Source organism: Neobacillus sp. NPDC058068, assembly GCF_042885335.1.
In the GTDB taxonomy this organism is placed as follows: Bacteria; Bacillota; Bacilli; order Bacillales; family Cytobacillaceae; genus Neobacillus.
In genome coordinates this window covers 257,680-276,119 of record NZ_JBHVSI010000004.1, presented here as the reverse complement: position 1 = coordinate 276,119, position 18,440 = coordinate 257,680, and the positions used below count along the sequence as shown (strand labels likewise).

Annotated in this window: 18 protein-coding genes and 1 other RNA gene; 15 read left to right on the top strand and 4 right to left on the bottom strand. The window is 41.4% G+C overall.

Going from position 1 to position 18,440, the window contains the following annotated elements:
• The first annotated feature begins 6 nt into the window (after window positions 1-6).
• The 7 genes from eno (at window position 7) to ssrA (ending at window position 7,144) form a co-directional block, all read left to right on the top strand.
• Complete coding sequence (gene eno, locus ACFVSW_RS07185; RefSeq protein ID WP_387314002.1) at window positions 7-1,305, top strand: phosphopyruvate hydratase; 1,299 nt, start codon at window positions 7-9, stop codon at window positions 1,303-1,305.
• Between the two features lie 86 nt (window positions 1,306-1,391).
• Window positions 1,392-2,309: a DUF7916 family protein gene (locus tag ACFVSW_RS07180; RefSeq protein WP_387314000.1), complete on the top strand. Its 918-nt coding sequence runs from the start codon at window positions 1,392-1,394 to the stop codon at window positions 2,307-2,309.
• Between the two features lie 107 nt (window positions 2,310-2,416).
• Window positions 2,417-2,650, top strand: coding sequence for a preprotein translocase subunit SecG (gene secG, locus ACFVSW_RS07175; RefSeq protein ID WP_024031179.1), 234 nt, complete (start codon window positions 2,417-2,419; stop codon window positions 2,648-2,650).
• Window positions 2,651-2,912: 262 nt separating this feature from the next.
• A complete protein-coding gene (locus ACFVSW_RS07170) occupies window positions 2,913-3,659 on the top strand; it encodes an alpha/beta hydrolase (RefSeq protein WP_387313997.1) in 747 nt (248 codons plus the stop codon).
• Between the two features lie 25 nt (window positions 3,660-3,684).
• Entirely contained in the window at window positions 3,685-6,060 is a 2,376-nt protein-coding gene (gene rnr / locus ACFVSW_RS07165) for a ribonuclease R (RefSeq protein ID WP_387313996.1), read from the top strand.
• A 92-nt stretch (window positions 6,061-6,152) separates the two neighbouring features.
• Window positions 6,153-6,620: an SsrA-binding protein SmpB gene (gene smpB, locus ACFVSW_RS07160; RefSeq protein ID WP_387313994.1), complete on the top strand. Its 468-nt coding sequence runs from the start codon at window positions 6,153-6,155 to the stop codon at window positions 6,618-6,620.
• 166 nt (window positions 6,621-6,786) lie between these two features.
• Window positions 6,787-7,144, top strand: a transfer-messenger RNA (tmRNA) gene (ssrA, locus tag ACFVSW_RS07155).
• Window positions 7,145-7,241: 97 nt separating this feature from the next.
• Here ssrA and ACFVSW_RS07150 read toward each other — a convergent pair.
• A complete protein-coding gene (locus tag ACFVSW_RS07150; protein ID WP_387314127.1) occupies window positions 7,242-7,883 on the bottom strand; it encodes a spore coat protein in 642 nt (213 codons plus the stop codon).
• A gap of 401 nt (window positions 7,884-8,284) precedes the next feature.
• On the opposite strand from ACFVSW_RS07150, the gene ACFVSW_RS07145 reads away from it, so the two are divergent.
• Window positions 8,285-9,532: an MFS transporter gene (locus ACFVSW_RS07145; RefSeq protein WP_387313992.1), complete on the top strand. Its 1,248-nt coding sequence runs from the start codon at window positions 8,285-8,287 to the stop codon at window positions 9,530-9,532.
• A 267-nt stretch (window positions 9,533-9,799) separates the two neighbouring features.
• The gene (locus tag ACFVSW_RS07140) at window positions 9,800-10,411 is read left to right on the top strand and encodes an undecaprenyl-diphosphatase (RefSeq protein WP_387313989.1); all 612 of its coding nucleotides are present in this window, start codon (window positions 9,800-9,802) and stop codon (window positions 10,409-10,411) included.
• A gap of 67 nt (window positions 10,412-10,478) precedes the next feature.
• Here ACFVSW_RS07140 and ACFVSW_RS07135 read toward each other — a convergent pair whose 3' ends face one another.
• Both ACFVSW_RS07135 and ACFVSW_RS07130 read right to left on the bottom strand, forming a co-directional pair.
• Window positions 10,479-11,111: a DUF2085 domain-containing protein gene (locus tag ACFVSW_RS07135; RefSeq protein WP_387313987.1), complete on the bottom strand. Its 633-nt coding sequence runs from the start codon at window positions 11,109-11,111 to the stop codon at window positions 10,479-10,481.
• A gap of 67 nt (window positions 11,112-11,178) precedes the next feature.
• Window positions 11,179-11,400, bottom strand: coding sequence for a hypothetical protein (locus ACFVSW_RS07130; RefSeq protein ID WP_387313984.1), 222 nt, complete (start codon window positions 11,398-11,400; stop codon window positions 11,179-11,181).
• A gap of 353 nt (window positions 11,401-11,753) precedes the next feature.
• Here ACFVSW_RS07130 and ACFVSW_RS07125 point away from each other — a divergent pair, with 353 nt between their 5' ends.
• From ACFVSW_RS07125 to ACFVSW_RS07105, 5 genes are all read left to right on the top strand, one after another.
• The gene (locus ACFVSW_RS07125) at window positions 11,754-12,764 is read left to right on the top strand and encodes a polysaccharide deacetylase family protein (RefSeq protein ID WP_387313982.1); all 1,011 of its coding nucleotides are present in this window, start codon (window positions 11,754-11,756) and stop codon (window positions 12,762-12,764) included.
• Window positions 12,765-12,856: 92 nt separating this feature from the next.
• A complete protein-coding gene (locus ACFVSW_RS07120) occupies window positions 12,857-13,858 on the top strand; it encodes an AI-2E family transporter (protein ID WP_387314125.1) in 1,002 nt (333 codons plus the stop codon).
• A 296-nt stretch (window positions 13,859-14,154) separates the two neighbouring features.
• Entirely contained in the window at window positions 14,155-14,388 is a 234-nt protein-coding gene (locus ACFVSW_RS07115; RefSeq protein ID WP_387313980.1) for a hypothetical protein, read from the top strand.
• 130 nt (window positions 14,389-14,518) lie between these two features.
• Window positions 14,519-15,496, top strand: coding sequence for a cation diffusion facilitator family transporter (locus ACFVSW_RS07110; protein ID WP_387313977.1), 978 nt, complete (start codon window positions 14,519-14,521; stop codon window positions 15,494-15,496).
• Window positions 15,497-15,572: 76 nt separating this feature from the next.
• Entirely contained in the window at window positions 15,573-16,571 is a 999-nt protein-coding gene (locus ACFVSW_RS07105) for a DUF3231 family protein (RefSeq protein WP_387313974.1), read from the top strand.
• Between the two features lie 30 nt (window positions 16,572-16,601).
• On the opposite strand, the gene ACFVSW_RS07100 is transcribed toward ACFVSW_RS07105, so the two are convergent.
• Window positions 16,602-17,114 carry an acyl-CoA thioesterase gene (locus tag ACFVSW_RS07100; protein ID WP_387313972.1) on the bottom strand — a complete coding sequence of 171 codons (513 nt, stop codon included), beginning with the start codon at window positions 17,112-17,114 and terminating at the stop codon, window positions 16,602-16,604.
• A gap of 210 nt (window positions 17,115-17,324) precedes the next feature.
• Here ACFVSW_RS07100 and ACFVSW_RS07095 point away from each other — a divergent pair, with 210 nt between their 5' ends.
• The gene (locus ACFVSW_RS07095) at window positions 17,325-18,404 is read left to right on the top strand and encodes a serine hydrolase domain-containing protein (RefSeq protein ID WP_387313969.1); all 1,080 of its coding nucleotides are present in this window, start codon (window positions 17,325-17,327) and stop codon (window positions 18,402-18,404) included.
• Window positions 18,405-18,440 lie beyond the last annotated feature (36 nt).

The following is an 18,440-nucleotide window of genomic DNA, read 5'->3' as shown; positions in this document are numbered from 1 at the left end:
ATTTACATGCCATTTATTGCAGATGTATATGCACGTGAAGTATTAGATTCCCGCGGTAACCCTACTGTTGAAGTTGAAGTTTTTACAGAATCAGGCGCTTTCGGCCGCGCATTAGTTCCAAGCGGCGCTTCAACTGGTGAGTATGAAGCAGTCGAACTTCGCGACGGTGACAAATCTCGTTACCTTGGCAAAGGTGTTCTGAAAGCAGTTGACAACGTAAACGAAATTATCGCGCCACATCTTGTTGGCGAAGAATTCAGTGTCTTAGATCAAGTGGCTATCGATCACGCGTTAATCGAGCTTGATGGCACAGACAACAAAGGCAAATTAGGTGCCAACGCTATTCTTGGTGTCTCAATGGCCGTTGCTCACGCAGCAGCAAACTACCTAGATATTCCGTTATACCAATACCTTGGCGGCTTCAATTCAAAGCAGCTTCCAGTGCCGATGATGAACATTGTTAACGGCGGCGAGCATGCTGACAACAACGTCGACATTCAAGAATTCATGATCATGCCTGTCGGTGCGCCAAGCTTTAAAGAAGCGCTTCGTATGGGTGCAGAAATTTTCCATACATTAAAATCAGTTCTTAAAGGCAAAGGTCTTAACACAGCTGTTGGTGATGAAGGCGGTTTTGCGCCAAACTTAGGCTCTAACGAAGAAGCACTCCAAACAATTGTTGAAGCCATCGAAAAAGCCGGCTTCAAACCAGGTGAAGAAGTTATGCTTGCGATGGACGCTGCATCTTCTGAGTTCTACAACAAAGAAGACGGTAAATACCATCTTGCTGGCGAAGGTGTCGTAAAAACATCTGCAGAAATGGTTGATTGGTACGAAGAACTAGCTAATAAATACCCAATCATCTCCATCGAAGACGGCTTAGACGAAAACGACTGGGAAGGCCACAAACTATTAACTGAGCGCCTTGGCAAAAAAGTTCAATTAGTGGGTGACGATTTATTTGTTACAAACACGAAGAAACTAGCTGAAGGTATCGAAAAAGGAATTGGCAACTCCATCCTTATTAAAGTGAACCAAATCGGTACTTTGACTGAAACGTTCGATGCAATCGAAATGGCAAAACGCGCAGGTTACACTGCTGTTATCTCGCACCGTTCTGGTGAAACAGAAGATAATACAATTGCTGATATCGCCGTTGCAACAAACGCTGGTCAAATCAAAACAGGTGCGCCATCACGTACAGACCGTGTCGCGAAATACAACCAATTACTTCGCATCGAAGACAATTTAGGTGAAACATCACAATACAACGGTCTTAAATCTTTCTATAACTTAAGTAAATAATTTTCTACCCCAAAAGGCACTCGCATATTGAGTGCCTTTTTTTTGAATATGTGGTACTTTTTGTATATAAAGAGGAGGCGGAAAGTATGAAAAGGTTATTAGATTGTACGGCAGCTGATTTTGAAAAAATGAACGGCAGGGATTTGCTGCAATCGATTCTTGCGTCAGAAGGGAGAACGATGGTCGCCGAGGTGATTGGCGCTGTTACACCTTATTATACAGCTGTTACCAATGCTGAAATGGCTGCTGCATTTGGTGCCGATCTTATTCTAGTAAATTTCTTCGATGTCTTTAATCCGAGCATGGCGGGTTTAGAAGATCAGGTGCCTGACACCCTTGTGTGGACGTTAAATAAACTTGTTGGGCGGCCAATTGGGTTAAATCTAGAGCCGGTTGATTTGGATGCTGAGAAGGTAGAAGCATTAGTAGAACTCCCTGAAGGTCGTCTTGCTACAGAAAGATCATTGCAAAAAGCGAAAGAATTAGGCTTTGATTTTGTCTGCTTAACGGGAAATCCAAAAACGGGTGTTTCCAATGCGGAAATAACAAAGGCGATTGGAAGGGCACGTAGGATTTTTGGTCCGGAAGGCCTAATTATCGCAGGAAAAATGCACAGTGCCGGTGTCGCCGGTGAGGCAGGCGGCAGCCTTATGTCAACGGAAACGCTGCATTCATTTATCGAGGAAGGAGCCGATATCATCCTTATCCCATCACCTGGAACAGTACCAGGCTTCACGGTTGAAAAAACAGCAAAATTAGTAGATGCGGTTCATGAAAAGGGCGCCCTGGCTATTCTGACAACAGGAACGAGTCAGGAAGGCGCTGATGAAGCAACGATTAAACAAATTGCTTTAAATAGTAAAATGGCTGGAGCCGATCTTTTTCATGTTGGGGATGCTGGTGCGGCTGGAATGACAATTCCGGAGAACATTATGACCTATTCCATCGTTGTAAGAGGCAAAAGGCATACATTTGTGAGAATGGCTTCTTCGATTTTGAGATAAAGTTAACGGCCACCACCCTCAATCTCAAATCTCGCTATTGTTAAAAGTCAAATAATATGGTAAATTTAATTTACTGTGAAAATGTACGTCTACAGGAGGTGGCCTTCATGCATACATTTGTTGTTATCTTATTAGTAATCGTAAGTATTGGACTAATTGGGGTTGTCTTACTTCAATCAGGTAAAAGCGCTGGATTATCCGGTGCCATTTCTGGTGGTGCTGAATCCCTTTTCGGTAAGCAAAAAGCGCGAGGAATTGACTTGATTCTACATCGTATTACGATTGTATTATCAGTATTGTTCTTCATTCTTGCCCTTGCTGTTACTTACTTCAAAATCTAATATAGACAGTTAAAACCCGGCCAAAGTGCCGGGTTTTTTTGTTGAAGTTTGCAGGAGCGATCTATGTTGGCGGAATCCTGGCCAAGTTTGGCGGAATCCCGGCCCAAGTTGGCGAAACCTAAAAATCGGCGGGATCCCCACCCAAACTGGCGGAATCTACAAAATATAAAACAAACTCCCCCCGCCGCAAGCCTTTTTCCTAGCATGTTCATCGCTACATTGCTTAAACTAAAAATAAGCAAATATAAAAGGAGTTTTTTTAATGAAAGTCACCCTACCTAAGCCATTTACCTTCAAAGGCGGAAAGAGGGCCATTTTGCTGCTTCATGGATTCACTGGCAATTCCGCTGATGTCAGGATGCTCGGCCGCTTTCTTGAAAAAAAAGGCTACACCTGCCATGCGCCTCACTACAAGGGACATGGTGTACCGCCGGAAGAACTTGTCCATACTGGACCTGAAGACTGGTGGCAGGATGTCATGAATGGCTATGAATTTTTAAAAAATAATGGTCACGAAGAAATTGCGGTTGCCGGACTGTCTCTTGGCGGCGTATTTTCCTTGAAATTAGGTTACACTGTACCTATAAAAGCGATTGTACCAATGTGTGCGCCGATGCATATAAAAAGTGAAGAAGTGATGTATGAAGGAATTCTCGAATATGCCCGTGAATTTAAAAAGCGCGAAGGAAAAACAGATGAGCAAATCGAAAAGGAAATGAATGAGTTTAAACAAACTCCAATGAAAACGTTGAAAGCACTACAGCAATTAATCGCCGATGTCCGCGAAAATGTCGAGATGATCTATGCACCGACCTTCGTGGTTCAAGCCCGTCACGATAATATGATTAATACCGAAAGTGCAAACATTATTTACAACGAAATCGAGTCATTCAAAAAGGAAATCAAATGGTATGAAGAATCGGGCCACGTAATCACGCTCGATAAAGAACGTGACCAACTGCATGAGGATATTTATGCCTTTTTAGAAAAGCTGGACTGGCACGAATAATAAAGCACCCAAAGGAGGGATTCGCTTGGAAGATAACATACAACAACATATTGACAAGCTTTTACAATATATGAGAGACGAGGCATATAAGCCGTTAACTGTCCAAGAACTAGAAGAGGCATTTGGCATCCAAGACTCAAGTGATTTTAAGGAGTTTGTCAAAGCCCTTGTCCAAATGGAAGAAAAGGGATTGGTCGTAAGAACACGCAGTAACCGTTACGGCCTGCCGCAAAAAATGAATTTAATCAGAGGAAAGCTAATCGGTCATGCGAAAGGCTTCGCGTTTGTCGTACCGGATGAACCCGGGATGGATGATATTTTTATTCCGCCAAATGAAACCAACACGGCGATGCACGGTGACACCGTCTTAGCGCGCGTTTCATCAGAAACCTCAGGAACTCGCAGTGAAGGAAGCATTATCCGCATTATTGAACGAGGCATACAGCAAATCGTGGGGACGTATGTGGAAAGCAAAAGCTTTGGCTTTGTCATTCCTGATGATAAAAAATTCGCCAGCGATGTTTTTATTCCCAAAACCGCTTCAAAAGGGGCAGTGGAAGGACATAAAGTTGTTGTTAAACTCGTTACCTATCCCGAGGGGCGAAAGAGCGCAGAGGGCGAAGTCATCACTATCCTCGGTCACAAAAACGATCCAGGTGTGGATATCCTGTCAGTCATACATAAGCATGGCTTACCAATGGCTTTTCCTGATGAGGTATTAAAGCAGGCAAATGAGGTGCCTGACACCATAGATGAAAGCGAATTGGTTAATCGCCGCGATCTTCGGAATGAAACGATTGTTACGATTGACGGTGCAGATGCCAAGGACCTTGATGATGCAGTAACGGTAACAAAGCTTGAGAACGGCAACTTCAAGCTTGGTGTCCATATCGCGGATGTCAGCTATTATGTAAAAGAAGGTACGCCAATCGACCTCGAGGCAGAGGAGCGGGCAACGAGTGTTTATTTAGTCGACCGTGTAATTCCAATGATTCCGCACCGACTGTCGAATGGAATTTGTTCGTTAAATCCCAAAGTGGACCGGCTCACGCTTTCATGTAATATGGAAATCACATCGGAAGGCGCAGTTGTTTCCCATGAAATTTTTCAAAGTGTGATTAAGACAACCGAGCGGATGACCTATCATGATGTGAATCGAATTCTTGTTGATCAGGATGAGGAAACACGGGCACGATACGAACCGCTTGTGCCGATGTTTGAAATGATGGAAGAACTGGCTGCCATTCTCCGCCATAAACGGATGAAGCGTGGAGCGATTGACTTCGATTTCAAAGAATCAAAGGTCCTTGTCGATGAGGATGGAAAACCGACCGATGTTATCCTGCGTGAGCGTTCGGTAGCGGAAAAATTAATTGAAGAGTTTATGCTAGCTGCCAATGAAACGGTGGCTGAACATTTCCACTGGCTGGATGTTCCATTTATTTACCGCATTCACGAGGATCCAAAGGAAGATAAACTGCGCCGCTTTTTCGAGTTTATTACCAACTTTGGTTACATTGTAAAAGGCACAGCCAATGACGTGCATCCTCGCGCCCTTCAAGAGATCATTGAAGAGGTTCAAGGCAAGCCGGAGGAAATGGTTGTCTCAAAGGTCATGCTGCGTTCGATGCAGCAAGCGAAATATGATCCGGAAAGTCTCGGCCACTTCGGCTTATCGACGGAGTTCTATACCCATTTCACTTCGCCAATTCGCCGTTATCCGGACACCATCGTTCACCGTTTGATTCGGACATATTTGGTTGAAGGAAAGCTGGATGAGACAACGCGGGAAAAATGGAATGCCCGCCTTCCCGAAATTGCAGACCATTCTTCCAAAATGGAGCGTCGGTCCGTTGATGCGGAACGGGAAACAGATGATTTGAAGAAAGCGGAGTACATGGAGGACAAGGTTGGTGAGGAGTATGATGGAATTATCAGCTCAGTAACCAATTTTGGTATGTTTGTCGAACTGCCAAATACGATTGAAGGTCTTGTCCATGTCAGTTATATGACCGATGATTACTATCGCTATGACGAGCGCCATCTCGCCATGATTGGCGAACGGACGGGGAATGTGTTCCGAATTGGCGATGAAATTACCATTCGGGTGGTAAAAGTCAATAAGGAAGAGCGCGCAATTGATTTTGAGATTGTCGGTATGAAGGGAACCCCTCGCAGAGAACGTTCCGCGACGCCGAAGGTTTTTAAAACGGGTAGTGAAACACACAAGCCACGCCGCAATAAACAGGGAGATCGTAATCAAAACGGCAAACAAGGTAGAAATAAAGGCGGCAGCCAAAAGGAAGAAACAGGCGGAGGTCAAGGTAAAAAACCGAAGAAGAAACGCAAATTTTACGAAAATGTTCCTAAGTCAAAAAGTATAAAACGGAAAAATAAATAATTAATTAGAGAGAGCCTTTCATGAGAGGCTCTCTTTCAATTGTAGTAGTTCATTTTTTTTGCTAAAATAAATCCATAGATGAGGTGAAACAAATGCCAAAAGGTGAAGGAAAGGTAGTCGCGCAAAACAAAAAAGCCTACCATGACTATTTTATCGAAGAAACATACGAAGCCGGCATCGTTCTCCAGGGGACTGAAATCAAGTCAATTCGCGCCGGAAAAGTGAATTTAAAGGATGCCTATGCGCGGATTCAAAATGGCGAAGCGATTCTTTTCGGGATGCACGTCAGCCCGTATGAGCAGGGAAACATTTTTAATCATGACCCTTTACGAACACGCAAGCTATTACTTCATAAGCGGGAAATTAATAAGCTAATTGGAGAAACGAAAGAAGCGGGATATGCCCTTATTCCACTAAAACTTTATTTAAAAAATGGCTTCTGTAAGGTTTTAGTTGGTCTGGCAAAGGGTAAGAAAAACTATGATAAGCGTGAAGTCTTAAAGCAAAAAGAAGCGAAGCGCGAAATCGAACGAGCATTCCGCGACCGTCAGAAGATGTAAGATGCCATAAAAACATAGCTTACAAATACTTACAATTGAAATTTCCTGACAATGTGTTATAATAAGTTTGTCGCCAAGTTGCGATGATAACTTTTGCTCACACAATTGTTGAGCTTCCTAACGTCTGTTGCTAGAATCTTTAACTAGATTTAAGCACATTTTATATGGGGACGCTACGGATTCGACAGGGGTAGTTTGAGCTTAGGTTGCGAGTCGAGGGGATCGGCCTCGTTAAAACGTCAAAGCCATAACTGGCAAAACTAACAACAACCTCGCTTTCGCAGCTTAATACTGCATAGCGGTTCCTCCCTCCATTGCCCATGTGGTAGGGTAAGGGACTCACTCTAAGTGGGCTACGCCGGATTCCACCGCCTGAGGATGAAGGAAGAGAACAACCAGGCTAGCTGACCGGACGCCGGTCGATAGGCAGAAGGCTCAGTGAAACACCAATATATCGACTACACTCGTAGATGCTTAAGTGGCGATATCTTTGGACGCGGGTTCGATTCCCGCCGTCTCCACCAAATACATATTTGGTGGTTTTTTATTTGTTTTTTAATCCAAATAAAGCTACCCTATCATCAAATTAGGGTAGCTTTTCCTTTAAAAAGAAATTGCAAATTAATGTGTCGTATTCATATTCATATTATTATTCGGCATCCCCTGTGCCGGTGCATAAGCATTTAGCAGCTGCTGCATATCCTGCTGGGCTAGCTGCGGCACTTGATAGTAATGATGTTTATTTTGATAAATCGAGAGCTCGTAAGCCATCTCAATGCAATTTGGCACCGAATCGGCAAGCACGCGCCGCACGACCGGGTTAGTCACCTCACAGGCAACCATGGTTTTCATGGATGCGCCTGATTTGACAGAGCCAAGCATCATGCCGGAAACGCAAGCATCGGTAAGTTCTGTAGGAGATTGCACCGGCTTTTTCGGCTGGGATGGTGTTAAACCATAGATAAAGTCATTCCCCTGGGTCATTTTATAGCTTTGTGTCGGTTTTGAAGGGTTCTGCCCCGACTTGAAACACTCCACCGTGATGTTGTATTCCTCTTGCATAAATTGATATTGGCGATCGAGAATATCTAGCAGTTCTGGGTCTTTTACGTGCTGGCGCAGAAGCATGTACGAATCCATTGTGCCAATGGCTCCAGAAAGAACTTCATGAACATCAAATACTTCGTGACCGCCATGGTTCATTTGCGGCGGCACAGTCCCTGTATGCATATTTTGGTGCGTTTGTCCCTGTTGATTTTGCATCATCACTATCTCCTCCTAACGAAATTAAACAACCATAGTTATTATGTTTCAGAAAACGGGAGTTATTCAACAACATGCCTAATGAATTGTTCGTTTTAAAAAGTAATACCATGTCAATAATGACTAATTAGGGAGCCGCAGAATAAAAAAGGATTAATACTTGATTTAATGCTCCAAATCATTTAGAATAAACCTTACAAAAAACGGAAGGGTGACCTTGGAACGATGATCTTATAATCCTATTTCTCATGAAAAAAATATAATCTTTTTTCTGGATAGGATTAGTCTGTACTTTTATACAAGTCGATAAGATCATAGTGTCCCCTCACGCCGGGATATTTTGCCGCTTTGAAATTGTATTGTGCCGCCTCCTGCCAGAAATTTACGTAGGAGGTTTTTATATGGAAAATAACATAACCCAACCCGCACCACCGGGTGGTTTATTTCGCAACAGAGTCTTTCTTGCGATTATTATGTCTGGATTGTTTTTACAGATAGGTATTTGGGTCCGGAACTTTGCTGTTCTGCTGTTTGTAATGGAACAGACCAAAGGGGATGCGTTTGCCGTCTCGATGATTTCAGTGGCTGAATTCGCGCCAATCTTTATATTTTCCTTTATTGGCGGGACCTTTGCCGACCGCTGGGCACCGAAAAAGACAATGGTCTGGTGCGATATTTTAAGTGCAGTTTCAATATTTGTTGTGCTGATCACACTTATTTTCGGAACATGGAAAATCGTGTTTTTCGCGACATTAATCTCAGCGATTCTCTCACAATTCTCCCAGCCGTCTGGGATGAAATTGTTTAAAATGCATTTGTCGGCAGACCAAGTGCAGCAGGCGATGTCTGTCTATCAAACTGTCTTTGCTTTATTTATGGTACTTGGCCCGATTATTGGAACTTTCATCTTTCAATCGTTTGGCATTGATATCTCAATTGCTGTTACCGGCACAGCATTCTTGCTTTCAGCCGCAGCACTTGCCTTCCTGCCGAAGGATCGTCCATTAGAAGAAGTGGGTGAATCCACATTACTGCAGGAAATGAAAAGTGGAGTAAAGTATGTTTTAGGGAAAAAAGAATTAAGTCTATTAGGGCTATGCTTTATGGCCGCAGGACTCGGAATTGGCTTCATTAATCCGTTATCGATTTTCCTTGTCACCGAACAGCTGAACCTTCCAAAGGAAAGCCTTCAATGGCTGTTTATGGTCAATGGGGTCGGGATGATTATTGGCGGGGCAGTGGCGATGGTTTTTGCGAAAAATGTACCACCGCAGCGTTTACTTGTTTTTGGAATGCTCGTTAATGGCATCGGCATCGCTGTTATGGGCTGGTCGACAAACCTCTGGATTACACTGATTGCGGAGTTTTGTAACGGCCTAATGATGCCATGTATTCAAATCGGGATCAATACTCTGATCTTACAAAAAACAGAAGAGGCCTTTATCGGCCGCGTCAACGGTATCTTAAGCCCGCTGTTCGCCGGATCAATGGTCATAACAATGAGTGTTGCTGGCATTCTAAAGGAGCAATTTTCATTGGTAGCCACGTTTGAAACGTCCGCCGTCTTGTTTCTCATCGGTTTGCTCTTCATTTTGCCAATTTATAATCAGAAACAGCAGCCTAAACCGGAAGTCCTCGGTTCTAAATAACAAAGCAGAGAATCCTACTTCTCTGCTTTTTCCTTTATTGCAGGGCAATTGCCCCTTCTCCTCATCCGCCATTTTTCTTTTGGATATACAACTAAGGGCTTAGTTTGAAAATTAGTCATCTAGTCCATTTTTTATTGAGCTCTAATCGATTATAGTATTATTTTAAGAAAAAATTAAGAAATGGTTAAGGACTATTTAAAGCTAATTAAACGATAATAGTACAGGGCACCTAGAAAAAAGTAATGAATCAGGAGTGAAACATAAAATATGTCTATTTCGCAATTAAATGTTGATGTCTTTCGAGCAATTAATGATATAGGGAAAGAACATGACTCGCTAAATCCAATCGCCATCTTCATGGCCGATTACATGATCATTGTTTTAGCATTAGGTATGCTAGTTTATTGGTTTACTCAAACCAACAAAAATAGAATGATGGTAATTCAAGGTGGAGTTGCTTTTCTACTCGCCGAAGTCCTGGGGAAAATTGCCGGAACCATGTATTACCATAACCAGCCATTTGCTGAGCTGCCACATGTAAACCAGCTTATTGCCCACGCGGTTGACAATGCGTTTCCGAGTGATCATTCGATTTTGTTTTTCTCTGTCTGTTTTTCGTTTTGGCTCGTTCGGAAAAAAGAAGGGTGGCTATGGCTTGTTTTTGCTTGCTTCGTAGGGGTCTCCCGGATTTGGGTCGGCGTTCACTATCCTGGCGATGTGGTAACCGGCGCACTTATTGGAATCGTTGCCGCACTAGTTACCTACTGGATAGTTCCAAAGCTTGGCTTTGTGAAAACTGTCCTTACGAAATATGAAAAAGTAGAGCAATCGTTATTGCCGGTAAAAGCGAAGGCTGACGGCAAATCGAAAAATTTTTAAAAAAGAAAAACCTCTTTGAACCTAGATTCAAAGAGGTTTTGTCGTTTTCCCCCATAATGAAATGCAGTCAAGAACTGACCAAATCATGTAACAAGGAAAGAATACTAAGGAAGGTTAAACCGCAAAAGATGGAAAAGGCGGACTTCAACCGCACCCTTTCTAGCCAAGAAAACAGAAATGAAGCACACAAGCTAAACCAAACTATCACCGTCAAAATGATAAAACCATCTAAAAGATAAAAGGGCAGCCATTCCCAAAAAATAAGTCCTCCCAGTCCACAGCTTATAAATAATGGAGCGAACAAATCCCTGCCATGCTTGATCACCGGCTCACTTGAAGCTTCGAGAGATTTTGCTGAAAGTAACGGATAAAGAAAGTATGGCAATACAAAACCAAAGCTGGTGCCTGACACCAATCTCCTAATATTATTACTTTCAAAAAGGTGTATATAAGAGCCAAGACCGTCAATCATTAACGGCACCATTAATAATAGAAGAAAGAAGCTCATTTTTATTGAAGGAATCGTTATTTTCGCTTTTCTTTTGAACAAATGTAAATAGGTTAGTGTTGAAAAAATACCGATATAGATGCCTGTATCACGGGCGCAGACGGAAAGCGTTTCCCCTGATGCCTGGAGTGACCGGTCCTCCATTTGATGGCAGATTGCTCTTCCGAAGAAATGCAATATTTCATGTAACAACTATAATCACTCCTATTGGAAAGAGCCCAATCCACTCGGATGAATTGGGTTCTTCTTTGTTTAAATGTTAATAACCGTTCATAAACGCCGGTCCAAGTGACAGTGCTGATGCGGCGAACCAACAAACACAGCTTAGAACAATAGAGACAATTCCAACAATTAAACAGGTTTTGCCAATGGCTTTTTTCTCGAGGTCCTCATCATTCATCCAAATAATCCCTAAAATAATGCCGACAACCGGAACGAAAAATGATAAAATGTAAAGTAGTGCTTTTAGCCCACCAGACACGAAACCACCTCCATCATAAAAGTAAGGCAACCCCATTTTTGCCAAAAAAATCTCTTATAATGATATCTATGTTTATGTAGAAGAAAACTTGCTTCTTACTTTTTTGAAATTTCTAAATAAACTTTACCCATTATTCCCAAATTTCGGTTATTATGGTCTTAAGAGATATTTATGAAAAAAGTGTGAATAAGATGTGCAGTTTAGGGAAAATAAGACAGTATCAGCTATATTTCTACTATTCTCACTACTTTTTTAATAGTATTGTAATATTTTTAATAGATTAGTAACAATTTGAGCGGGATTTCGTCTATAATGGAGAAAGAAAAATAAAACCATCAAAGAGGGATAGAACCATGGGGAAACTAAAGAGCGGTTGGACAAAAGGGACAATCATTGTCGTTATTGTAATTGGGTTCTTGTTTGCAGGGATATTTGTGAGCAATTATTTTCAGGCAAAAGCTGCAAGTGGACCTAGTAATCACCAAAAAAATAACCCTATTAATCGGGCAATAGCAAAGGGGCCAACACCAGAAACAATCATCAGGGATACAGCGGATGCAAGACTTGAAATAGAACGGATGAAGAAACTGCAAGATCAAGCGAAAATATGGAGAAACAAGCAAGATCATCTGCCAGATACTACTACTAAAGATAATACCGCGGAGCAGCCTTCCACAAACGAAACAGGTACTACTCAACCACCAGCAAAGGAATCCGATGCAGCAGAGCAAGGACAGACTAGAACGGAGCAGCAAGGGAACAATAAGACGGTTTATTTAACATTTGATGATGGCCCGGCTCCATTTTCCGGTGATATCATCTCGCTTCTAGAAAAATATCATTTTAAAGCAACCTTCTTTATGCTTGATGGGAATATTCGCAGTTATCCAGATGCGGTAAGATTAATGGTTTCAAAGGGAGAGACGGTCGGTCTTCATAGCGTAACACATGATGTGAGAAAGTTTTACGCGTCAGCCGATTCAGTTATCGCTGAATTAACCCAGAACCGTAACACATTGAAAGAAATTTCCGGTGTCGATTCGTATATCATGAGAACGCCGTATGGCAGTGTTCCGAAAATGACGGCTGAATATCGAAAAGCGGTAGATGATAATGGGTATATTATGTGGGATTGGAATATTGACAGCAGGGATTGGGATTATAAGGATGCACGGTATGTCAACAGTGTCATTAATCAATTAGAGAAAATGACACAACATGATGGTCCCATTGTGATTCTTTTACACGAAAGAAAAGAAACGCTTGCCCATTTGCCTGCACTTTTCGACTATTTAAGTAAAAATGGCTATGAAGGAAAAGCACTCGACAGCTCGATGACCCCTTACCAATTTAAGGTGAGATAACGGTTCAAATAAGACAAAATAACTACTGATTTGCTATAATCAAAATAGTAACACTTGAGCCATAGAAAAAAAATGGGGTTTGATAATTGTCTATGATAAATAAACTTTTGCAGAGCAGCGGTTTCAAAAGAATTTCAATATTTATTGTCATTGCAGTCATTATTTATGCGATGAGAAGCATGATTAATTTGATTTTGCTAACATTTATTTTTGCGTTTTTAATGGATCGGCTCGTTCAATTCATTGGAAAGAAAATTCCGCTTAACCGTAAGTTGATTGTTATCATTTCGTATGCCTGTATTGTTGGCTTGCTTTCCTATGGCTTAATCATGTATTTGCCGATGATTGCCGGTGAGATTACTGCATTAATCAAGCAGCTGACAACCTTTTACACGTCGAAGCATGATAACTTTGTTCTAAATTATATCGTGACACGAATTGAAGAAGTCAAAATTTCCAGCTATTTAGAACAGGGTGTTACGTTTATATTAAAGTATTTTACAGATATAAGTAAAATTACCTTACAAGTTCTCTTAGCGCTTTTGTTAAGTTTATTCTTCTTACTGGAAAAGCCGCGGTTGATTGAATTTACAAAGAAATTTAGAACGAGCAAAATTGCCTCAATTTACGTTGAAGTTGAGTTTTTTGCCAGCAAATTCGTAAGAACTTTTGGAAAAGTAATTGAAGCGCAATTAATCATTGCTCTTGTAAACTGTATTCTAACAACGATTTCCTTATGGCTGCTCGATTTCCCTCAGCTGGGTGGCTTATCGATTATGGTTTTTCTGTTGGGGCTTATTCCTGTTGCCGGTGTGATAATATCATTAATTCCGCTCATTATTATCGCTTATAGTATCGGCGGTTTGATGAAAGTTCTATATGTCGGCATCGCGATTGCGATTATCCATGGAGTCGAGGCTTATATTTTAAATCCAAATCTAATGAGCTCCAAGACTAATCTGCCTGTCTTCTATACGTTTATAGTGTTAATATTCTCTGAGCATTTCTTTGGTGTCTGGGGACTGATTGTCGGGATTCCGGTATTTGTTTTCCTATTGGATGTCTTAGAAGTAACAGAAACTAAAAAAGTCTAACGAAAAGGTCCTCGATTATTCTTGGGCTTTTTTCTTTGTCTAGGAAATTATAGATTCATTTAAGTGTGGATAACTTTGACCTAGTTTTTTGAATCCAGCTCCAGCGCCCTAGCGGCTAGTGTCCTTCGCTCTCCGCCCTACGATAAGTCAACATCGAATCGCTACCGCTCTTCGTGTTTCCTTTATCTCAGTTGGAGCGCTCCAGGCCATACGCCGCTGAACAGGGCGCTTGCGCTTTTTGTTATTTGCTTGATTTCTGTTATGCTAAAGCTATTACAGAGCCAGGAGGAATAAGCATGAGCGAATGCAAGCTGAATCATTCACATGAAGATGTAAAGAGTAAATACGAATCACAGGCGGCTTTCTTACCCGAAAAAATGAAGCCATTATTCGCGCAATTTTTTGCAAAAGAACATACACAGGAAATCCTGAATGAAGTGTTCCATTTGTTGAAAAAATATGATTTAGCCTCAGAGGATGAAAAAAATGAACGAACAAACCGCTTAAACATGGTGCTGGAAAACTTATAAACAAAACTGACTCCCACGGCTGGGGGTCTTTTTTATTTTTTCCAATACTTGTCTTCGCTTTTTTTTATGAAATATCTTTTTTTAGAAAATAGTAAGGGTAGGTCATTTTAGGAACAGAAAAGAGGATTCGATGGGAGAATTATTTCAACTTTTAAAACGCGGCAATAAATCAGCGATGCTAGCTGCGATTATTAATACGGTCATCTCAATTATTAAAGGTGCCGCCTTTATGTTTACTGGTAATGTTGCGATGTTTGCGGAAACAATGCACAGCCTCGGTGATGCTGCCAACCAGTTTTTTGTGTTCGTTGGTTCAGCCTTAAGTAAAAAGGCACCGACGGAAAAATTCCCAAATGGGTTTGGCCGCTTAGTAAACCTCGTTCTTTTAGGTGCTGTGTTAATCGTGGGTATTATGGCGTTTGAAACGATTCGCGAAGGCTGGCATCATGTCATTCATCCAACGAAGTCAGAGGGTTTTATCATCAATATTATTGTTTTAGGGGTTTCCACTCTCCTAGAAACCTTTGTTCTTTTTAAAGCGATGAGAGAAATCCTACATGAACTTGAAATAGAAGCAAGCGGCACGAATGTGTTTGTAAATACATTTGCTAATTTAGGAAGAGCAAAACCCGCAACCAAGCTTGTGTTCATGGAAGACCTTGTTGCGACATTGGGTGGTCTGCTGGCAATAATTGCTGTGGTCCTATCTCATTTCACGAAATTCCATCAGCTGGAAGGAATCGCCTCGATGCTGATTGGAGCAATGATGTTTTTCGTTGTTGGCAAAGTCTTTTTAGATAATGCTGCCGGAGTGATTGGGCAGGCTGATGAAGAAATGGAAGACAAAATCGGAGCAATGGTCATGGCGGATCCAGATGTTATGGATATCCAAGAGATTACTGTGATTAAAGAGGGCGAGGACCTCCACGTTGAATTGGAAATTGAGGTAGATCCGAAATTAACAGTGGCTGCAGCAGACGATATTAAAGATCGGTTAGAAGAAAAAATCATGGCCGAAAAAGGCGTTGTTGATGTCACAATTGAGTTTGATGAAGAAGATGGAGTGATGACGTGGCAGAAACGCAATGACTCAAACGCAGAAGAATGATGTCCCGGTTTCGTGAATAATCCAGCTTGCCGCTTGGGACTCTATTCGTAAAGCACTATTATAGGAGGACTCCAAAATGACTGAACACAGCATAAGATTATCTAGTTCAGAAATTGGCGGATTGTGGGCTGTCTATCTCCAAGAGAATATGGCTGTTTGTTTATTAACCTATTTTCTTCATCACAATCAAGATGAACAAATCAAGAAAATTTTGCAGCAAGCCTATGAGATATCTGAAGGACACGTTGCAAGGATTAGCGAAATTTTTAACGAAGAGGGCATACCAATTCCTGAGGGCTTCTCCGAAAAAGATTTGAATTTGTCAGCCCCTCCGATATTTTATGATATGTTTGGGTTAAGCTTTGTCTATTCGATGAACCGAATGAGTATGATTAATACGAGCTTTATTACGGTAAATATTGCCCGTCAAGATGTGATGGATTTTTTTGTCGAGATGGTCCAGAACACGACAAAGTTATATCGGGAAGCAACAACGATCATGCTTGAGAAGGGTGTCTATGATAGGCCGCCGATGGTCCCATATCCAGACAAAGTGGAGTATGTTGAACATCAGTCCTATATTAGCGGTTTTTGGAAAAAAAGGCCTTTAAATGTCGCTGAAATTACGGAAATCTTTTTTAATACGGAGCGAAATTATTTTTCGATCTTACTTTGTACGGGCTTGCTTCAAGTTGTCAAGGATAAGGAAATTCATGCTTATATCCAAGAAGGAAAGAAAATTTCTGAATATCAAATTAGAACTTTTGATGACCTCCTAATGAGGGTGGAACTGCTAGGGAATGTATCGACAAGCATGGAAGTGACGGATTCAACGGTATCACCGTTTTCTGAAAGGTTAGTTGTGACGCTTTTCTTCAACTTGAATAGTATCGATGTTACCCTGATTGGCCACGCACTGTCATTGTCAATGCGCACAGACCTTGCGGCATATTATGAAAAGTACATCCTTGAAATTTTACTTTATTCCGCGAAGGGATTTAAGTTGATGGTGGAGCGCGGCTGGATGCAAAAACCGCCGCATGCTCCTGATAGAAGAAAACTGCAGAATTTATAGAAAAAGTTCGCTAATATAGCGAACTTTTCCTTATTCCCATGGTTTCATTGTAGTAAAATAATTTGCCAGTTCTCTACTGTTTTTTCGATGCAATTTGCGCTTTTCAGCTCGTTCGCTGCCTGTTTCGTATAGCTTTTTTTCTTCTTCGGTTTCGGGAACAATTTTCGGCACTGGTGTTGGTTTCCCATTTTCATCGAGTGCGACAAAAGTCAAAAAGGCGGTTGCCGCAATTTTTCGCTCACCGGAAATGAGGTTTTCGGCAATTATTTTTACAAACACTTCGATCGAAGATGTACCGGTCCAGGTAACAAAGGATTCGAAACAAACCGAGTTCTGTGGTGAAATTGGACTAAGAAAGTCAACTGAGTCAGTCGATGCTGTGACACACTCCCTTCGTGAATGTCTCGTTGCTGAAATAGAAGCGACCATGTCGACATCACTCATCAGTTTCCCGCCAAACAACGTATTATGGTTATTGACATCATTAGGAAAAATCCTGCTGGTTCTCACTACTCTTGATTCATTACATGTTTTGGCTTCCATCAAATTCCCTCCAGCTTCTCTTTTGAAAAATAACTAAACGGTTACAGTGTGTAATCTCCATTGTAGATAACAATAAACCTATTTTTACCATAAGGAGATTTTGTACTCGAAAAAATTTCCATATTGCATGAAAATAGAGTAACTCACTGTTTATTCATCCATAATAAACCCAAGAATGATTAAATGGAATAGAGGAAGATGTGATTAGACGTGAAATGGAAAATGATTGTATGGTTTATCTCTCTTTTCATCGGGACCGTAGGATTCCTAAAAAATCCATATTTACTAAAGCCGGAACATAATGTTTCCGCTCATTTCGAAACGAAACAGAATGAAACAAACCTGCAGCGAAAGCTAAGAAACTATCTAATTGCAAACCACTTAAATGGCAGTTTCGCTATTGTAAAGGAAAATCAAATCATTCTCCATGAGGGAGCGGGGTTTGCAAATTTTCAGCAGCAAATCGCAAACCAGCCAGCGACTGCCCATCCGATTGCTTCCATTACGAAGTTAATCGTCGCCGCCAGTATTATGCAGCTTGAGGATAAACAGAAATTATCAATTCAAGATGCAGTGGCCGCTTATATTCCTGACTTTCCAAATGGGAAGAAGATAAAAATCATCCATTTATTAAACCATACATCCGGAATAGATACTCCCCGCTGGCATACCGGCAATAAGAAGCCGGCAGAAATAGTGAAGAAAATAGCTTCCAAACCGATTCGATTTCCAGCAGGGACTCAGTGGGATTATAATGATATCAATTATTTGGTCCTCGGGCTTATTGTCGAAAAAGTATCGGGGCTGCCGCTCCATGAATATATCCGAAAGAATATCTTTACCAAGGCTTCGATGCGCCAGTCAGGTTTTATTACCGAGGAGCAAGCGGCCGCCCATTATTCAACAGGCTATCTTAAACTTGGAACTCAATTGATCCCGGCCAAGCCCCTGAAGACCAATGTCCTTTTTGGCTGTGGTGATATTTATTCCACGGTCCTTGATTTATGCCTTTTCGATGAGGCGTTAATGAATGGAACGCTTGTATCCAAACACAGTTTAACAAAAATGCTGACAGCAGGACCAAAATCGAAGTATGGTTTAGGTCTCTATGTGACAAATGATAAAGTGTATAGCCGTGGTGTCGTGGGCGGATGGGAATCGCTGCATGTTTATTTTAAAAATAAAACCGCAATGGCAATCCTCTTGAATGTTCGTGACAGTAAGATTGACATCCATCAGGTTTCAAACGATCTTTATAAAATGATAAGTGAAGCTCCCAGTAAATTTTAGTGGATGACCGGCGTTTATGGTACAGTAATTATATCA